General features: G+C 72.8%; 14 protein-coding genes. 6 read left to right on the plus strand and 8 right to left on the minus strand.

Annotated features, from left to right (window positions below):
• The first annotated feature begins 8 nt into the window (after positions 1–8).
• Positions 9–710, plus strand: coding sequence for a class I SAM-dependent DNA methyltransferase (locus NE234_RS12380; protein ID WP_252779092.1), 702 nt, complete (start codon positions 9–11; stop codon positions 708–710).
• Between the two features lie 11 nt (positions 711–721).
• Here the strand turns inward: NE234_RS12380 and NE234_RS12385 are convergent, their stop codons facing one another.
• Both NE234_RS12385 and NE234_RS12390 read right to left on the minus strand, forming a co-directional pair.
• On the minus strand, positions 722–1,087 hold the full coding sequence (locus NE234_RS12385; RefSeq protein ID WP_252779093.1) for a hypothetical protein: 366 nt from the start codon (positions 1,085–1,087) through the stop codon (positions 722–724).
• Positions 1,088–1,136: 49 nt separating this feature from the next.
• Entirely contained in the window at positions 1,137–1,628 is a 492-nt protein-coding gene (locus NE234_RS12390; RefSeq protein ID WP_252779094.1) for an SPW repeat protein, read from the minus strand.
• 198 nt (positions 1,629–1,826) lie between these two features.
• On the opposite strand from NE234_RS12390, the gene NE234_RS12395 reads away from it, so the two are divergent.
• Both NE234_RS12395 and NE234_RS12400 read left to right on the plus strand, forming a co-directional pair.
• Entirely contained in the window at positions 1,827–3,200 is a 1,374-nt protein-coding gene (locus NE234_RS12395) for a cytochrome P450 (RefSeq protein WP_252779095.1), read from the plus strand.
• Entirely contained in the window at positions 3,200–3,997 is a 798-nt protein-coding gene (locus NE234_RS12400; RefSeq protein ID WP_252779096.1) for an SDR family NAD(P)-dependent oxidoreductase, read from the plus strand. The genes NE234_RS12395 and NE234_RS12400 overlap by 1 nt, the downstream gene beginning before the upstream one ends.
• 78 nt (positions 3,998–4,075) lie before the next feature.
• Here the strand turns inward: NE234_RS12400 and NE234_RS12405 are convergent, their stop codons facing one another.
• The 6 genes from NE234_RS12405 to NE234_RS12430 form a co-directional block, all read right to left on the minus strand.
• Positions 4,076–4,489 carry a hypothetical protein gene (locus tag NE234_RS12405; RefSeq protein ID WP_252779097.1) on the minus strand — a complete coding sequence of 138 codons (414 nt, stop codon included), beginning with the start codon at positions 4,487–4,489 and terminating at the stop codon, positions 4,076–4,078.
• Between the two features lie 178 nt (positions 4,490–4,667).
• Complete coding sequence (locus NE234_RS12410; protein WP_252779098.1) at positions 4,668–8,930, minus strand: glycoside hydrolase family 38 N-terminal domain-containing protein; 4,263 nt, start codon at positions 8,928–8,930, stop codon at positions 4,668–4,670.
• A 17-nt stretch (positions 8,931–8,947) separates the two neighbouring features.
• A complete protein-coding gene (locus tag NE234_RS12415) occupies positions 8,948–9,790 on the minus strand; it encodes a carbohydrate ABC transporter permease (protein WP_252779099.1) in 843 nt (280 codons plus the stop codon).
• 1 nt (position 9,791) lies between these two features.
• Positions 9,792–10,712, minus strand: coding sequence for a carbohydrate ABC transporter permease (locus tag NE234_RS12420; RefSeq protein ID WP_252779100.1), 921 nt, complete (start codon positions 10,710–10,712; stop codon positions 9,792–9,794).
• 37 nt (positions 10,713–10,749) lie between these two features.
• Positions 10,750–12,096, minus strand: coding sequence for an extracellular solute-binding protein (locus NE234_RS12425; protein ID WP_252779101.1), 1,347 nt, complete (start codon positions 12,094–12,096; stop codon positions 10,750–10,752).
• A 133-nt stretch (positions 12,097–12,229) separates the two neighbouring features.
• Complete coding sequence (locus NE234_RS12430) at positions 12,230–13,669, minus strand: extracellular solute-binding protein (protein ID WP_252779102.1); 1,440 nt, start codon at positions 13,667–13,669, stop codon at positions 12,230–12,232.
• Between the two features lie 111 nt (positions 13,670–13,780).
• Here NE234_RS12430 and NE234_RS12435 point away from each other — a divergent pair, with 111 nt between their 5' ends.
• The 3 genes from NE234_RS12435 (at position 13,781) to NE234_RS12445 (ending at position 17,672) form a co-directional block, all read left to right on the plus strand.
• On the plus strand, positions 13,781–14,977 hold the full coding sequence (locus NE234_RS12435; protein WP_252779103.1) for a trans-sulfuration enzyme family protein: 1,197 nt from the start codon (positions 13,781–13,783) through the stop codon (positions 14,975–14,977).
• A gap of 164 nt (positions 14,978–15,141) precedes the next feature.
• On the plus strand, positions 15,142–16,680 hold the full coding sequence (gene crtI, locus NE234_RS12440; protein ID WP_252779104.1) for a phytoene desaturase family protein: 1,539 nt from the start codon (positions 15,142–15,144) through the stop codon (positions 16,678–16,680).
• The gene (locus tag NE234_RS12445) at positions 16,677–17,672 is read left to right on the plus strand and encodes a phytoene/squalene synthase family protein (RefSeq protein ID WP_252779105.1); all 996 of its coding nucleotides are present in this window, start codon (positions 16,677–16,679) and stop codon (positions 17,670–17,672) included. Before crtI ends, NE234_RS12445 begins: the two co-directional genes overlap by 4 nt.
• Position 17,673 lies beyond the last annotated feature (1 nt).

A 17,673-nucleotide genomic window follows, 5' to 3' on the forward strand; every position in this document is an offset into this window, starting at 1 on the left:
CTGGCCCCATGGTGCGGTTCGCCGACTTCGACACCCGCGGTTACCGGATGGTGGACGTACGGACCGGCTACGGGCAGTGGGTGAGCACGTACGAGGAGACGGTCGAGGACGTCATGGACCTCGCGCTGCTCGACCGGCTCACCGAGCCCGCCTGGGGATCCGTGCGGCGCGCCGTGGATCTGGGCTGCGGCACCGGCCGGACGGCCGCCTGGCTGCGGCGGCACGGCGTGACCGCCATCGACGGGGTGGACCTCACCCCGGAGATGCTCGCGGTCGCGCGGTCGAAGGGCGGCCACGACCGGCTGTTCGAGGCCGACGTGACGGCCACCGGGCTCGACGGCGGCACGTACGACCTGGTCATCGCGTCGCTCATCGACGAGCACCTGGCCGACCTGGAGCCGTTCTACGCCGAGGCGTGGCGGCTGGCGGAGCCGGGCGCGCTGTGCGTGATCGTGGCCTTCCACCCGCACTTCATCATGGCGTTCGGGATGCCGACCCACTTCACGAGCAGGTCGGGCGAGCCGATCGCCATCTCGACGCACGTCCACCTGCTGAGCGACCACGTCATGGCCGGCGTCGCGTCCGGCTGGCGTCTCGTCGAGATGCGCGAGGGCGTCATCGACGATCGCTGGCTCGCCGTGAAGCCGAAGTGGGAGCGCTACCGTAACCACCCGATCTCCGCGGTCCTGGTCTGGCGAAAAGAGCCCTGACCGGCGGCGGGTCAGGAGTCGTCGTCGGGGTTCTCCAGCCGGAAGAAGTTGCTCGGTGAGCCGTCCGCCCGGTGCTCCTGGTAGATGAAGTTCAGCCCGCGCTCGTCGAACGTCGCGAACCAGTCGTCCCAGGAGATGCTCTCCAGGTCCTGTCCTCCGTAGCCGGGGAAGTCGAGCAGCAGGCGCCCCGGCCTGCCCTCGTACTCGCTCCCGGGCGGCGTCGCCGGATGGGCGCCCCGTTCCTCGGCCCAGTGGCGGATCACCTCGTGGTCGGTGGTCACCAGGCTCTTCCCGGGGCGTTCCTCGTGTTGCTCGGGCGAGGTCACATGCTGTTCGTACTTGTGCTCGCCTTTGATCGGGTGGCCTGACTCAGGCATCGTCGGGCCTCTCTTCCCCCGTGGTCCCGTACGGGACGGACGGGCTCGCTCAGATCATTCCGCGACGCGAGGTCGGCCTGCCGGGCATGCCTCCCTGCATCTCTCCCCGCTGCTTCTTGGTCATCATCCCGATCCCGACCGCGCCCAGCCCGAACAGAGTGATCAGGGCGCCGGTGACCACGTTGCTGACGATGTTCCCCGTCGAGGGGCGGGCCCCGCGGACCACCCACGGCGCGATGATCGTCCAGATGCCGAGCAGCGGCACGAGCCAGGCGAGGCCGTGCGTGCGCCCGTACGCCGACGCGAACGCGAGCGCCAGCAGCGAGATCGCGATGCCGGTGATGAGGTCGTTGATGGTGAGCGACGTCGTACGCGCGTGGAAGCCGACGACCCACGGTGAGATGGCCAGGTACAGGCCGCTCAGGAAGGTCAGGCCGTCGAGCGTGTGGGCGGACGTCGTCTCGGCCACACGGTCGTAACGCGCGCGGAGTGCGGCTATGTCGGGATGTTCCTCCATGCCGGCCATGGGACGCGTGGACATGTGACACCACCTTTTCTTTCGGGGCTAATCAAGTCCTAATTCGCGATTTGCCCGCTGTAACAACGGCAACTCCGGCCGAACGCAACGGTTTCGTCAAATCGGGTGATCTTCGGGTGTTGATCGCATTGTGCGCGGCACCTGGGGTTTATCGCCGCGTCAGCGGGACATGGCGTCGGGGCGAGGAGTGAAGGAGGACGCATGACGACGACGCAGAGCCCGCCGCGTGCGCAGGCCCCACCACGCCGCGCGTCCGTACTCGACACCCTGCGGATCGGGGCCGTCGTGCTGGCGCCGACCATCGCGCGCGGAGTGCTCGCCCGGCGGCCGAGGATCGTGGCGATGGCCGACGCGCTCGACGCCGACCGCAGGGCCGCCCGGTTGCTGCGGCGGATGCGCGCCCGGTACGGCCCCGGGCCCCTGCTGCTGCGGATCCCCGGACGCTTGATCGCCCTGGTCCTCTCGGCCGGCGACGTCCGCCGGATCCTCACCGGGTCCCCGGAGCCGTTCGCCGCCGCGAACCGGGAGAAGCGCGCGGCGCTGGCACGCTTCCAGCCGCACGGCGTCCTGATCTCCACCGGGGCGGACCGCGCCGACCGCCGCCGGTTCAACGAGGCGGTCCTGGACACGGCCCGCCCCGTGCACCGCATGGCCGACGCGATCACGAGAAAGATCCATGAGGAGGCCGGAGACCTGCTGGCCGCCGCCGACGCCGACGGGGCCCTCACGTGGGACGCGTTCCGGCGGACCTGGTGGCGGCTGGTGCGCCGGATCGTCCTGGGCGACGCGGCCCGCGACGACTCCGAGCTCACCGACCTGCTGACCCGCCTGCGCATGGACGCCAACTGGTCCTCCTTCCACCCCGGCCGCCGGACCGTACGCGAGCGCTTCCAGCACCGGCTGCGCGAGCACCTGCGGCGGGAGGAACCCGGCAGCCTCGCCGCGCTCGTCGGCGGCACGCCCACGACGCCCCGCACGGAACCCGCCGACCAGGTCCCCCAGTGGCTGTTCGCCTTCGAAGCCGCCGGCATGGCGGTCTTCCGGGCCCTGGCCGTGCTGGCGGGCCATCCCGAGCAGGCGGCGCGGGCCCGCGCCGAGCTCGACGGCCGGGACCTGTCCCGGCCGCAGGACCTGCCCTACCTGCGCGCCTGCGTCGAGGAGTCCGTACGGCTGTGGCCCACGACCCTGGCCATCCTGCGCGACACCACGACCGAGACCGACTGGGGCGGCACGACGCTGCCCGCGGGAACCGCGCTGGCCATCCTCACCGCGTTCGTCCAGCGCGACGAGGAGACCCTGCCCTTCGCCGACCGCTTCGTCCCGGAGATCTGGCTCGACGGCACGGCGAAGGAGAACTGGTCGGTCGTCCCGTTCAGCGGCGGGCCGGTCGAGTGCCCGGGACGCAACCTCGTCGAGCTGGTCGCGGGCACCTTCCTGGCCGTCCTGCTCGACGACCACGACCATCGCCTGGCGTCCCGGCGGCCGCTCACGCCCGACCGGCCGCTGCCGCGCACGCTCAACCCCTTCGATCTGCGTTTCGACGTCCGTCGCCGCAGCGCGGAAAGGATCTCATGATGACCGAACCGACTCGGCCGCTGGCGGTCGTGACCGGCGCGTCCAGCGGCATCGGCCGCGAACTCGCCGACCGGTTCGCCCGCAATGGCTTTGACGTGCTCATCGCCGCCGAGGACGCCGAGCTCGACGCGGCGGCGCGCGAGCTCGAAGGCACCGGCGCCGCCGTGACCGCCGTCCGCGTGGACCTCGCCACCTACGACGGCGTGGAGGAGCTGTACGACGCGATCCGCGCCACCGGCCGTACGCCCGAAGCCCTGGCCGTCAACGCGGGCGTCGGCGTCTCCGGGCCGTTCGCCGAGAACGACCTGGCCGACGAACTCCGCCTGGTGAACCTCAACGTCACCTCCGCCGTCCACCTGACCCGGCGGGTGCTGCCCGCCATGCTGGAACGGGGAGCGGGCCGCATCCTGCTCACCTCGTCGATCGCCGCGGTCGGACCCGGCCCGTTCCAGGCGACGTACGCGGCGTCGAAGGCGTTCCTGCGCTCCTTCGGGGGAGCCATCCGTGAGGAACTCGGCGACACCGGCGTGACCGTAACGACGCTCATGCCGGGCCCGACCGACACGGAGTTCTTCGAGCGAGCGGAGATGGAGGACACCAGGCTCGGCGCGATGGAGAACAAGGACGACCCGGCGGATGTGGCCCGCCAGGGCTTCGAGGCGCTCATGGCCGGCAAGGCCGAGGTGGTCGGAGGCTCCCTGCGCAACAAGGTCCAGACCACCGCCTCCCGGGTCATGTCCGAGCCCGTGAAGGCCAAGATGCAGCGCAAACTCACCGAACCCGGCTCCGCCGACTGACGACCGGCGGTTTCCGGACCGGCCACCACGGCGGGCTGTTCCGGGCGGAGTCGCCCGCCATGGCGGCGCGTTCGGAGGTCAGCGGTCGAGGTAGCAGGCGAAGAGGGTCTGGCGCGGGTGAGTGCCGCACCGGTAGAGACGCGAGGTGAACGTCCAGCCGCCGCCGGACGTGCGCTGGTAGAGCTTGATCGTCGCCTTCTTCGGCGCGGTGTAGGAGAAGGACTTCGGACACCAGTTGCCGCGGGCCGGGGTGACGTGCATGGACACCGACCGGACCAGGCGGCCGTTCGCCTTGACCAGGATCCGCAGGTTCGGGCTGTCGGTCAGGTAGCACTTGCCGTGCTTGATCGTCTGGTCCTGGGTGGAGATCCGGACCGTGACGTGCCGGGTGACCTTGGTGCTCGCGTCGGCGGTCATGGCGAGGGGCAGGGCCGAGCCGGCGGCGATCCCGCCGATGACGGCCAGGCGGGCGATGGTGCGGCTGCTGAGCAAGGGCGTTCCTCAAGGGCGGGGTGGTGATTGCGGGTCGCTGGTGTGACGCCGGCGCCCTCGCCCTGGTTTGCACCCGGCCGGATCCGGCCGTCCCGGACGACGGCTGCGGGAGGCGGCCGCGTCGCGCGTGAGCGCCGAGGGTTCTCGTGGTGAGGACCACGAGAACCCTCGGCGCAGATCAGCCGGTGACCTCCACCGCGACCGTTTCCGTGTAGGTGAGGCGGCCGAAGTACGTCACGCGGACCAATGCCCACCAGGCTCCCGGTCTCGCCGTCCGGGCCGCGTGGAGGCGGAACGGGACCACCGTCTCGGCGCCCGGCGCGACCTCGAAGCCCGCCGTCCACGGAGTGATCAGGACGTCGGACGCCGGGCCCCACGTGCCGTACGGGCTGATCAGCTGGGCCTCGCCGCGGATCGGAGCGGCGGCGGAGCTGCGCAGCCGCACGGTGATCTCGCCGTCGTCGCCCGGCCGGAGCCGGGGCGGGGACGAAAGCTCCACGTGCAGCGGGTCCCCGGCTGGAGCGGCGCCCACCTGGACCGTGACGACGTCCTCGATGATCTGGCCCAGGTCGTCGTGGATGCGGGCGGCCACGAAGTAGGTGCCCGCGGCGGCTCCCGGCGCGTCGACGGTCAGCTCGTACTCGGCGAACTCGCCGGGCGCGAGCCGGTAGTCCGGTGCCGGGCCGGTGACGGTGAGCCCCTCCGGCACGTCGAGTTCGACGTGTCCCGTCGCCTCCCGGCCCGAGGCGGCCACGGTGAGGCGGATCCGCTCGGGACCGGTGAGGGCGATCCGCTGAGGGGACAGGTGCACGGCCGTGGGGAGGTTGCCCAAGGGGGCGGGGCCCTTGTTGTGCAGCCAGTAGCGGCCGAACACCGGCTGGACCGGTTCGGTGTCCGGGCCCAGCGGCGCCGGCCCGCCGGCGCCGGACGCCGGGCGCAGGCGGGCCGTGGCGACGTCGGCGGCGCCCAGCGGAATCTCGGCCACCCCGCCCACGGGCCCCGTCGCATCCAAGGGCGTCGCCCTGTCCACCGGCGCCGCGCCGCTCACCGGCGCTGTCTCTTCGCCGGACTCCAGCAGGTCGGTGCGGTGGGCGTCCGTGATGCCGGTGAAGAGGCCGATCCGGGCCGTGACCGGGCGGCCGGCCGACTCGTAGACGCGGACCGTGACGCCGTCGGCGGGGCCGGCGTGGTCCGGGCGGGCGGCGGCGAGGGGGTTGCCGGCCGGTTTGAGCGCGGACAGCAGGACGTTGTCCGGCTCGACCGTCACCAGGCCGTCGCGGGGAGCGGGCGCGCCGGGATGGGCGGTGGCGGGCCGGGTCAGGACGGCGTGGTTGTACTCCTGCCCGGCGCGGACGAACCCGGCGGCCCGCCAGTCGCCCGCTCCCGCGGTCAGGGAGTAGGCGAAGGTGTGGTTCCAGTGCTGCCAGGACAGGCTGGACCCGTCGGGGGCCGTGCGCAGCGGGCCGTCGATCCACACGCCGCTCGGCCAGGTGCTGCAGGCGCGCATCAGGTTGAGGTACACCCGGCCGTCCGGCGTGGTGACCGTGCCGGGCAGGCCGGCGTTCAGCAGCGCGACCGACCGGCCGGCGTACGGCGCGTCGCTCCCGGCCGTTCCGGCGGGGCGCCGTACGTCGATGGTCGCGTCGCCGAGGTCGTCGCACAGGTCCGCGACGTCGCCGGCGACGATCAGCACGGGCAGGTCGCGTGCCCCGCGCACGTCGGTGTCCGGGACCCACACCTCGGCGAGGGGGCGGGCGGCGGGCACGAACACCCGGCCGTGCTCGGCCAGTGCCGCCGCGTACGCCGGGTCCGCGGCGGAGAGGACCTCGGCGGCGAAGGCGTTCTCGTCCGGGCCACCGAGGACGATCCGCGCGTCGGGGAGGTTCGAGTCGACGTCGAGCGCGCCGTACCGTGGGCCGTCCGGGCGGCCGAACGTCGCGGTCACGCCCTGCGCGGCCAGCGCGGCCAGGACCGTACGCGCGGGCGCGCCCTCGTCGGTGCCGATCACCTCGGCGACGCCGACCGCGTGCTCCTCCCGGGAACCGTCGTCGCCGGTCAGCGCGATCCGCACGGTCGCGCTGAGCGCGGTCCAGGTGTGCGCCGGGTTGTCCAGCGTCCACAGGCTCTCGGCGGTGTCGGCGTCCGGGAAGCCGAACGGCCGGCCGATCGCGGCGAAGCCCACCTCGGCGACGGGGCGGCCGCCGGGGACGTCCAGGTCGAAGCCCACGCGCAGCAGGTGGTCCCGGCCGATCGAGCCGCCGACGTGGGTGCGGAAGTCGACCCGGTCGACGCCGTCCCACAGCAGGACCTCACCGGTGATCGTCAACCCGTCCAGGGTCGTCTCGGTGACGATCCGGCGGCCGATCGGGCACTCCTCGACCCGTACGGACGCGGGACGCGCGCCGGTGCCGTGGCCGGGACCCGCCGGCAGCAGGTGCCAGGGGCCCTCGCCCCAGGTCGGGTGGGTCGGGTGCTCCTCCTGAAGGTAGAGCTCGCCGCCCAGCCCGCCCGGCCGGATCAGCTCGTCGCCCGTCCGCAGATCGCGGATCGAGGTCAGGGCGCCGCCCCGTTCCGGGTCGGCGGTCACCGCGAACGCGGCGTTCCGCGCCTCGGCGCCCTCGGCCGGCGCCCAGCCCGCGGGCAGGTCGCCGGCGTCGACGACGTGGTAGATCCGGTAGCCGAGCGAGGGCACCGCGCGGGCGAGGAAGGTCAGCGTGACCTCCTCGACGCCGCCGCCCTCCGCGGTCCGTACGCCCTCGGCGAGACAGGGGACCGGCTCGCCCGCGTCGTCGACGAGGCGCAGCCCGGGGCGCGGCTCGTCGAAGGTCAGCCGCACGGTCGTGATGCCGTCGCGGGCCCAGGACAGGGTGTTCGCCACGATCACCGGGCGGCCCGGGCCCGTCGTGTCGGCCCGCGCGGCGAGGTGGTCGAGGGCGGCGGCGCGGACGGTGTCGCCCAGTTCGTACGCTTCGCGCCAGCCGCCGAGCAGGTCGACGTACACCTGGTCGGACTCGCTGCCGGTGATCGCGTCGTGGTGGGCGCCGTACGCGAGCAGCCGCCAGGCCTTGTCCACGGCCTCGGCCGGGTAGGTCGCGCCGGTGAGCGCGGCGAGCGTGGCGAGGCGTTCGGCGTCGAGGACCGCGACCTCGGCGGCCCGCTGCGCCTGCTTGGTGTCGATGTAGGAGACGTCCTTGCCGGTGTAGACCGGGTTCATGTCGCGGGTCTGCGGCACCGGCACGGCGCGGCGTTCGCCGAGCTCCGCGCGGACGGCGGCGAAGAACTCCTTGGGCAGTCCGACGACGAAGCGCGGCCAGACGTAACGCTTGTTCCAGTCCCGGTGCACCTCGGTGCTCCACCGGGAGGGGATCACGTGGTCGCCGCCGACCGGCAGCAGGACGTTGCGGGTGGCCGCGACCGGGCGCAGCTCGCCGAACTGCGTGTACGCCAGGTCCGTGGCCTCCTCCAGCGTGCGGGCCTGCTCCTCCATGACCCAGCCGGCGCTGTAGTGGTTGGCCATGTACGCGGTCAGCAGGCCCCGGCCGCTCGGGGAGATCCACTCGAACTCGGCGGGGAACTGCATGCGCTCGTTGTCGCCGACGTGGCGGTTCGGGCCCCACATGTGGAACGGGCCGCGCGCCCAGGCGGTGGAGGTGAGCCCGGCGTCGGCCATCAGCCCCGGATAGGCCGGGTCGTGCCCGAACACGTCGAGCATCCACGCCGAGCGCGGGTCGCCGCCGACGACGTCGCGCTGGTGACCGATGCCGTACACGGCGTTGCGGATGGTGGATTCGGGGTGGGTGAGGTTGGTGTTCGGCTCGTTGTAGTTGCCGCCGACGATCTCGATCCGGTCCTCGGCCAGGAACCTCCGCAGGTCCGCGCGGTCCTCCGGGTACACGTCCCAGTACGGCTTGAGGTAGTCGACCTCGGCCAGCACGAACTTGTAGTCCTCGTCGCGCCGGGCCGCGTCCAGGTGGGCGCGGACCAGGTCCAGCGCGGTCCTGACGAACGTCGGCCGGCGTTCCTCGGCGGCGGGCAGGTCGTACCAGGTCTCGGTGAACCCGGCCTGGGTGTTCCACCAGACCGGGTCGTAGTGGAAGTGGGAGACCATCCACATGGTCCAGCCGGTGACGGCGGCGACGATCTCGCCGTCGAGCGTCGCGCGGTCCGGGCCCGAGGTCTCGGCGACGGCGGTGACGCGGCGGACGGCGCCCTCGGTGACGGGCTCGGCGAGGCGTACGCCGACCTCGGCGACCACGGTCTCGCCGGGGTCCAGGCGGGTGACGACGGTGGGCTCGGGGGTGCTCACGGCCGGGCCGGTGAGCGAGACCCGGATCTCGGTCAGGGGGGAGTCGGCCCCGGTCAGCGTCACACGGACGATCTGGCGGGGATGCGACGTCGAGCCGGCGAACAGGTCGGTCGGCTCGATGGCGGCGATGCGCATGAAGGCTTTCCTCCGGCTCAGCCCTTGACGGCGCCCTGCATCGCGAACGCGTTGCCCAGGGTGCGCTGGGCGACGGTGTAGAGCAGGACGACGGGCAGTGAGTACAGGATCGAGAACGCGGCCAGCAGGCCGTACGAGGCCATGCCGTTGAGACCGAAGTACTGGTAGATGGCGACCGAGGCGGGCTGCTTGCCCGGATCGATCAGCAGGATGAACGGGACGAAGAAGTTCCCCCAGGTCAGCGTGAAGGTGAACGTGAACACCACGGTCGTGCCCGGGACCATGAGCGGCAACACGATCCGCACCAGGGCCCGCAGGCCGTTCGCCCCGTCCACCCAGGCCGCCTCCTCCAGGGAGATCGGCACCTCGTCCATGAAGTTCTTCATCATCCAGATCGCCATCGGCAAACCGGTGGCGGTGAGGAACAGGACGGTGGCGGGAATCGAGTCGAGCAGGTCGAGCTGGACGAACAGCCCGTACACCGGGACCATGATCGCCGTGACCGGCAGCCCGGTCGCGAACAGCAGGCCCAGCAGGATCGGCCGGCCGAACCTGCGGCCGTAGCGCGACAGCGGGTACGCGGCCGGCGCGGCGAGCAGCAGGGTGAGCACGGCCGAGCCCAGCGACAGCACGAGGCTGTTGGCCAGCGAGTGCAGGTTGTCCCCGGTGAGGACGTCGACGAAGTTGCGCAGCGTCGGCGCGTCGGGGATGGACGTGTCCGTCGTCGGAGTGGTGGAGATCGAGGCCAGGAACAGCCAGCCGAACGGCGCGAGGAACGCCAGCGCCACGATGGCCAGCACGACGTAGGCGGCGACCGCGGCCGTACGCCGCCGGGGTGCGGTGGGAGAGGCGAGCGCCACCTCACACCTCCTTCCGCATGGCCCGCAGGTACACCAGCGAGAACACGGCGCCCACGGCCAGCAGCACGATCGCCAGCGCGGCGCCGTAGCCCAGGTGGTAGAACTTGAAGGCCTGCTGGTACATGAAGATCGGCAAGGTCTGGCTCTTGGTCCCGGGTCCGCCGCCCGTCATGACGAAGATCAGCGTGAACACCGCGAGCGTCTGCAGCGTGATCGTCATCAGGTTGGTCAGCATGGACCGCCGGATCAGCGGCAGTGTGATGTGCCGCAGCCGCGCCCAGCCGGACGCGCCGTCCACCGCGGCGGCCTCGATCAGCTCGTCCGGCACGTTCGACAGCGCGGCCGAGTAGACGAGCATCGAGAACGCCGTGCCGCGCCACACGTTCGCGATCGTCACCGCCGCCAGGGGATCGCTGAACAGCCAGCTCCCCCCGTGCAGGCCGACCGCGCGCAGGATGGCGTTGAACGTGCCGTGGTCGGACAGGAACGCGTACCACATGAACCCCGCGACCAGCTCCGGCAGCACCCACGCGCCCACCACGATGCCGCCCACCACGGCGCGGACGATCCGGTGCCGGCCGTTCATGAGCAGGGCGAGTGCGAGGCCGCCGATGTTCTGCCCGATGACGGCCGAGCCGAGGACGAAGACGACCGTGAGCCACAGGGACTTGGCGAACGCCGGATCGGCGAACATCTCCCGGTAGTTGCGCAGCCCGACCAGGTGCGGGCTGCTGGCGCCGGCGCCGGTCAGCGCGATGTCGGTGAACGACGCGTAGACGCACCACAGGATCGGCCCGACGAAGAACAGCGCGAGCAGGCCGAAGGCGGGCACCAGCGGCAGCACCCGCCCGGCGGCCCGCCGCCCGCGCCGGGCGGGCGGGCGGCGGGTGACGGCGCGCTCGGGCAGGTCCACGGCGACCATCAGGGCGTCCCCTCGGTGCGGGAGCGCGTACGGCGCATCAGGACTTCGCCTCCACCTTGTCCGGCCCGGCGATCTGCTTGACCTGGCCGGCGAAGTCGTTCATCGCGGACTGGGGCGAGGACTGGCCGGTCACGACGGCCTCGCTGGCGGCCTGCAGCTGGTTGGAGATCTGCGGGTAGACGCTGTACGCGGGCCGGTACTGCGTGACGGACACCAGGTCGGTCCAGAACCGCTGGGTCGGGTTGCCCTCGAGGTACTTCGGGTCCGCGGCGACGTCATTGCGCACCGACACCTGCGTCGCCTTGATGTAGAAGAAGAGGGAGTTCTCCTTGTTCATGGCGAGCTGCACGAGCTTCCAGGCGGCCGAGGGGTTCTTGGTGCGGGCGCCGACCGACAGCAGCCAGCCGCCGGACAACGACACCTTGCCGGGCGCCTGGCCGTTCTGGGTGGGCATGGCCGCGGTGCCGAGGACGCTGGACCACTGCGGCCAGGCGTTCGCTCCGCCGGGGATCCACGCCTGCGGCAGCCACGAGCCGTCGAGGGCGATGGCGAGCTTGCCCTTCGGCAGCTCCTGCCCGCCGACGTTGTCGCTCCAGTGCGGGTCGAGCGCCTGCTGCTGCGTGGGGCCGAGCCCGGAGGAGAAGACCGTCTTGAGGAAGTCGAAGGCGGCGCCCATGCCCCTGCTCGGCACGACCCACTTCTTGGTCTGGTCGTCGTACAGCCTGTCGCCGGTGCCGTACAGCAGCATCTCGAAGCCCTGCATGGAGGACGCCTCGCCGACGCCCTTGCCCGCGTAGACGTTGAGCGGGATCACGCCGGGGACCCTGGCCTTGATCTGCCGGGCGGCGGCGAGGATGTCGTTCCAGGTCTTCGGCTGCCAGTTCGCCGGGAGCCCGGCCTTGGCGAAGATCTGCTTGTTGTACCAGAGGCCGCGGGTGTCGGTGCCCATGGGGATGCCGTACGTGTGGCCGTCCGCCGCCCGGCCCGCGGCCTTGGCGGCGTCGACGAACTGCGACCAGTCCGGCCAGGACTTCAGGTCGTCGTCGAGCGGCCTCAGGAAGCGCGCCTCGGCGTCGGAGTTCACGAAGAAGGTGTCCTCGTAGGCGACGTCCGGGGCGGTCTTGGGGGACCGCCGCATGAGGTTGAGCTTGGTGTAGTAGGAGTTCTCATCCGCCTCGATCGGGATGAGCTTGAGCTTGAGGCCGGGATTCTGCTGTTCGAAGACGGGCTTGATCTTCTTGAACAGCTCGTCGGCGCCGATGAAGTTGCCGAACTTCTGGTACGCGACCTTGATCGTTTTGCTGTCCGAGGACCCGCCGCCGCAGGCGCTCGCCGTCGCCGCGACCATGACCGCCGTCATCACGAGGGCTGACTTCCGCCGCATGTGCGCTCCCTCCAGAGGGATTTGCCACTGTGCTGTGGCAAATGTGAAAGCTGGAGCGTTCCACGTCAAGAGGGGCGGGCGAATGGGTTACGAACGCGTTACGTCGGCCGGTCGGGCGCGTGTGGATCGGCGGTCAGGCGCGGACGACGGGGAGGCCGGTGATCGCGCTGATCCGGTCGGCGGCCAGGGCGACGCCCGCCGCCGGGCTCCACCGCCGGGTCAGCACGCCTTCCAGCAGCGTCTGGAGCTGCGCGGAGACCAGGGCGTACACCGGCGCCGACGGCCGTACGACCGCCTGCTCCAGCAGCGCCGCCGTCTGGGCGTGGAACGGCGAGACCGGCGCCATGGCGTCGAGCACGCTGCGGCGTGGCGGGAGCTGGCCGGTCTCCGCGCACAGGTCCGCCAGGCGCTTCGGAGCCGTCGCCGCGCGCAGCAGCCGCATCGCCAGCTGAGGGTTCCGGGCCTGGCGGGGGATGCAGTAGACCATCCCGCCGCACAGGATCGCCGGCGGCCCGTGCGGGCCCGCGGGCAGCGGGACGAACCCGAACCGCTCGCCCACCTCGGGCAGCGCGGTGCCGGTCTCGGCGGCGATCAGCTCGGCGTGGTAGCTCGCGCCGACGAACAGGTCCGCGCGCCCGGCCGCCAGCAGCCGGGCCGCCCGGTGCCGGTCGTAGGTCACCACCTCGGCCGGCAGGACCCCGTCGTCGACGAGCCGGCGCAGGAACCGCAGCGTCTCCACGGCGGCGGGGGAGTCGAGCGTCACCGCGTCGGCGGTGAAGATCGTCGCGCCGTTCGCGGCCAGCAGGCCGACCAGCGCGTACGTCGCCGTCTCCGTCGCGGCCGGGCCGCCGGGCATCACCAGGGCGTGCCGGTCGCGGGGGAGGCCGCCCGCGAGCGCACGGCCCAGGGCGCGCAGCTCACGCCAGGTGCCGGGCGGGGCGGCGCCCACGGCGTCCAGGGCCTTCCGGCGGTACCACAGGCCGGTGACGTCCGCCTGGGCCTGGACGGCCACGATGCCGTCGCCGGCCAGGCGGTACGCGTCGGCGAACGGCGGCAGGAAGTCGGCGTCGTGCTCGGCCGCGACCCACTCGGGGTCCAGCTCGCCGATCGGCGTGAGCATGTGGGACTCGGCGAACTCCGCCACCCAGACGGAGTCGACCAGCGCCAGGTCCGGGCCCCGTCCCTCGGCGATCGCCCGGCGGAACATCGTCCGCAACTCGCTCAGCGGCGCCGACGTGATCGACAGCCGCAGGTCGTTGCCGGCCGCCTCCCGCAGCTGGTCCTCCCACGCCTGGTCGCAGGTCATCACCGACACCTCCGGGGCCGCGCGCAGCGCGCGCATCCACTCCGGGTTCACGAACGTGCCACGGCGCCGGTGCCGCACGACGACCCCCTCGGCCGCCAGCTCCGACAGCGCCCGCGCCACCGGTGTACGGCTCAGGCCGTACTCCGCGCACAGGGCGTGCTCGGTGGGCAGCCTGCCGTCCGTGCCGTAGTGACCGCTCTCGATGTCGGCGAGAAGGCGCCGCTTCAGGCGGTAGTAGGCGGGCAGAGGCTGCTGCGCGATGTCCATGGACGTCCTCGGTCGGGAAACAGGCCCAGCATATTTGTCGTCCACAGACGACAAATAACCTGCGGAGCGACGTTTTGGCCATCGGGCGGTTCGGGGCCGAAGATGGGACGCATGACCTCACCGCAGGACAAACCGCACGCCGAGACCCGGACCGTCCACCCGCCCGTCGTCGAGGTGACCGGCAGCCGCCCGGTCGGGGTGCCGATCTACCAGGGGCACCTGTTCGCCTTCGACGACGCCGACGTGATGGCCGAGGCGTTCGGAGGTCCCGACGGCGCGTTCTTCTACAGCCGGCTCGGCAACCCGACCGTCCGGGTGCTGGAGGAGGCGGTGGCCGACCTCGAGGGCGGGGTCGCGGGGCTCGCCGCGGCCTCCGGGATGGGCGCCATCAATGCGGTGCTGCTCGCGGTGCTGAGCTCCGGCGATCACGTCGTCGCCCAGGGCTGCCTCTACGGCGCCACGATCGGGATGCTCGACGACCTCGCCGGGCGATGGGGCGTCGAGGTGACGTACGTCTCCGGCACCGACCCCGAGGAGGTCCGCGCCGCGCTGCGCCCGAACACCCGCGTGCTCTACCTGGAGACGATCGCCAACCCGACCACCCAGGTCGTCGACCTGCCCGCGCTGATCGCCGTGGCGAAGGAGGCCGGGGTGCTCAGCGTGGTCGACAACACCTTCGCGAGCCCGATCCTGTGCCGCCCGATCTCCTACGGCGCGGACGTCGTGGTCCACTCGGCCACCAAGTACCTCGGCGGCCACTCGGACGTGCTCGGCGGCGTCGCGGTGTTCGCCACCGAGGAACTGCACCGCAAGGTCTGGCACTACGCGGCCGAGCTCGGCGCCTCCGCCGACCCGTTCGCGTCCTGGCTCACCGTACGGGGAATGCAGACCCTGGCCCTGCGGATGCGGCGGCACTGCGACAACGCCCTCGACCTGGCGACCCGGCTGGCGGGCCATCCCGCGGTGGCGTCCGTCCGCTACCCGGGCCTGCCGGACCACCCGGACCACGAGGTCGCGGTCCGGCTGATGCCCGACGGCCAGGGCGGCGTGCTGGCCTTCGACCTGACCGGGGGACGCGAGGCCGGCGCGGCCTTCGCCGGAGCGGTACGCCTGGCGGCCCTCACGCCGTCGTTCGGCGGGGTGAAGACCTACGTCCTGCACCCGGCGAGCACCTCCCACCGGATGCTCGGCGACGAGCAGCTGCGGGCGGCCGGCTTCGGCGCCGGCACGATCCGGGTCGCCGTCGGCGTCGAGCACCCCGACGACCTGTGGGCGGACCTCGAACAGGCCCTCGCCAAGACCGGCTGAGGCCGGCTCTCGTCGGGGGCGGCTGAGGCCGGCCCTCGCCGGCCGGGATCCGGGCGGCGCGGTGCGCGGGGACTTTCCGCGTCAATCCCCGCATTACCGGCCTGACCTGCGGTGATGGGAGGCTGGAGGTGCTTGGGAGGCGGCTGCGCGGGTACCCGAGGGGCATGCGCACCGTCGCGGGGAGCACCGACCGGATCGTAGTGATCGGTGCCGGGCTCGCAGGTCTGTCCGCCGCGCTGCACCTGGCGGGACGCGGCCGTGAGGTGACCGTCGTCGAACGTCACGCGGTGCCCGGCGGCCGGGCCGGCCGCCGCGACGTCGCGGGCCACCTCCTGGACACCGGCCCGACGGTGCTGACCATGCCCGGCGTCGTCGAGGACACCTTCGCGGCGGTCGGCGCGTCGATGGAGGACCGACTGCGGATGATCCGGCTGGACCCCGCCTATCGGGCCCACTTCGTCGACGGGAGCGTCCTCGACGTCCGCCCCGACGCGGAGGCGATGGCCGAGGAGATCCGCGTCTTCGCGGGGCCGAAGGAGGCGGCCGGCTACCGGCGGCTCCGGCGCTGGCTGCTCCGGCTGTACGAGGTGGAGTTCGAGCGGTTCATCGGCGCCAATGTCGACTCGCCGCTCGGGTTGCTGGGGCCGAAGCTGGCGCAGTTGACGCTCCTGGGCGGGTTCGGCCCCTGGGAGCGCGCGGTCCGCCGGTTCGTCCACGACGAGCGGCTGCAGCGCGTCTTCACCTTCCAGGCGCTGTACGCCGGTGTCGCGCCCCGCAACGCGCTCGCGCTCTACGCCGTGATCGCCTACATGGACACGATCGGCGGGGTCTACTTCCCGTACGGCGGGATGCGCGCGCTGCCGGACGCCCTGGCGGGCGCGGCCGCGGACGCCGGCGTCACCTTCCGCTACGCCACGACCGTCGCGTCCCTGGAGCGCCGGGGCCGCCGCGTCGTCGCGGTCCGCACCGAGGAAGGGGACCGGATCGAATGCGACGCGGTCGTGATCAGCTGTGAGCTCGCGGTGGCGTACCGCCTGCTGGGCTGCTCCCCGCGCCGCGTCTGGGCGTTGCGGTCGGCGCCCTCGGCGGTCGTCCTGCACCTGTCCGCGCCCAGCGTGTGGACGGGGACCCTGCACCACAATCTCCTGTTCGGGCAGGCGTGGGACGGTGTATTCGACGACCTGGTGCTCTCCGGCCGGCTGATGCGCGATCCCTCGCTCCTGCTGACCCGGCCGACCGCGACCGACCGCTCCCTCGCCCCGCCCGGGCGGCAGCTCCTGTCGCTCCTCGCCCCCGTTCCGAACCTCACCGCCCGGCCCGCCGACTGGGACAGTTCCGGTCCCGCGTACGCGCGCCGGATGCTCGACGTCGTGGCGGGCCGGCTCGGCTTCGCGCCGAGCACCGTGGAGACGCTCCACCTGGTCACCCCGGCCGACTGGGACCGGCTGGGCCTGGTCGCGGGCACGCCCTTCAGCCTGTCGCACACGTTCCGGCAGACCGGGCCGTTCCGGCCCGGCAACGTCCCACGCTCGGCGGAGAACGCCGTGCTGGCCGGCTGCGGCACCGTGCCCGGCGTGGGCATCCCGTCGGCCCTGATGTCCGGACGGCTCGCGGCCGATCGCATCACCGGCGTTCCACGGGGGCGGCGCGGACTCGTCGCGGACCCGGGAGGCCGGCTCGTCCCCGCGAACGGCGCGCGATGACGGGGCGGGCCGAACACCGGGAGGCGCGGGAGGCGGCGCTGGCGCGCCGCGAACTGGACGCCGCCGGGATCACCGATCCGCTCCTGCGGGCCTCGTACCGCCGGTGCCGGGCGCTCAACGCCCGGCACGGCCGGACGTACTTCCTGGCGACGCGGCTGCTCCCGCCGTCCCGGCGACCGGCGGTCCACGCCCTGTACGGCTTCGCCCGGCACACCGACGACCTGGTCGACGAGCCCGCTCCGGGGCACGGACCCGACCGGGTCGCCGCGCTGCTCGACGACGTCGCCGCCGCCCTCACCGCGGGCCTGCGGACCGGCCGCAGCGACCACCCGGTCCTGGCCGCCGTCGTGGACACCGCGGGCCGGTACGGCATCGCCGGCGCGCTGTTCACCGCGTTCCTGCGCTCGATGCGGATGGACCTCGCCGTCACCGGCTACCCGACCCGTGCGGCCCTGCGCGACTACATGTACGGATCGGCCGAGGTCATCGGCCTGCAGATGCTGCCCGTGCTCGGCACGGTCGGCGATCCGGCGGAGGCCGTGCCGCACGCCACGGCCCTCGGGCGGGCGTTCCAGCTGACCAACTTCCTGCGCGACGTCGGGGAGGACCTCGACCGGGGCCGGGTGTACCTGCCCGCCGACGAACTCGCGGCCTACGGCGTCGACCGTGACCTGCTCGCCTGGTGCCGGCGGACCGGCCGCGTCGACCCGCGGGTGCGGCGGGCGCTGGCGGACCAGATCGGCCGCACCCGGGCGATCTACCGGCTGGCCCGGCCGGGGATCGCCCTGCTGGACCCGGCGTCGCGGCCCTGCATCGCCACCGCGTACGCGCTGTACTCCCGGATCCTCGACCGGATCGAGGACCGCGGTCACAACGTCTTCGCCGGCCGGGTCAGCGTCGGAACCGGCCGGCGGCTGGCCCTGGCCGGGTCGGCGTTCGGCCGCACCCTGTGGACGCGGGCGGTGCACACGCCTCCCGCCCGGAGGCGGTGAG

The organism is Actinoallomurus rhizosphaericola (genome assembly GCF_024055675.1).
In the GTDB taxonomy this organism is placed as follows: Bacteria; Actinomycetota; Actinomycetes; order Streptosporangiales; family Streptosporangiaceae; genus Actinoallomurus; species Actinoallomurus soli.

Coding starts and splice junctions, on each gene's coding strand:
- NE234_RS12380 (WP_252779092.1), top strand. CDS start 9: ATGGTGCGGTTCGCCGACTTCGACACCCGCGGTTACCGGATGGTGGAC.
- NE234_RS12385 (WP_252779093.1), bottom strand. CDS start 1,087: ATGCCTGAGTCAGGCCACCCGATCAAAGGCGAGCACAAGTACGAACAG.
- NE234_RS12390 (WP_252779094.1), bottom strand. CDS start 1,628: ATGTCCACGCGTCCCATGGCCGGCATGGAGGAACATCCCGACATAGCC.
- NE234_RS12395 (WP_252779095.1), top strand. CDS start 1,827: ATGACGACGACGCAGAGCCCGCCGCGTGCGCAGGCCCCACCACGCCGC.
- NE234_RS12400 (WP_252779096.1), top strand. CDS start 3,200: ATGACCGAACCGACTCGGCCGCTGGCGGTCGTGACCGGCGCGTCCAGC.
- NE234_RS12410 (WP_252779098.1), bottom strand. CDS start 8,930: ATGCGCATCGCCGCCATCGAGCCGACCGACCTGTTCGCCGGCTCGACG.
- NE234_RS12420 (WP_252779100.1), bottom strand. CDS start 10,712: ATGGTCGCCGTGGACCTGCCCGAGCGCGCCGTCACCCGCCGCCCGCCC.
- NE234_RS12425 (WP_252779101.1), bottom strand. CDS start 12,096: ATGCGGCGGAAGTCAGCCCTCGTGATGACGGCGGTCATGGTCGCGGCG.
- NE234_RS12430 (WP_252779102.1), bottom strand. CDS start 13,669: ATGGACATCGCGCAGCAGCCTCTGCCCGCCTACTACCGCCTGAAGCGG.
- NE234_RS12435 (WP_252779103.1), top strand. CDS start 13,781: ATGACCTCACCGCAGGACAAACCGCACGCCGAGACCCGGACCGTCCAC.
- crtI (WP_252779104.1), top strand. CDS start 15,142: ATGCGCACCGTCGCGGGGAGCACCGACCGGATCGTAGTGATCGGTGCC.
- NE234_RS12445 (WP_252779105.1), top strand. CDS start 16,677: ATGACGGGGCGGGCCGAACACCGGGAGGCGCGGGAGGCGGCGCTGGCG.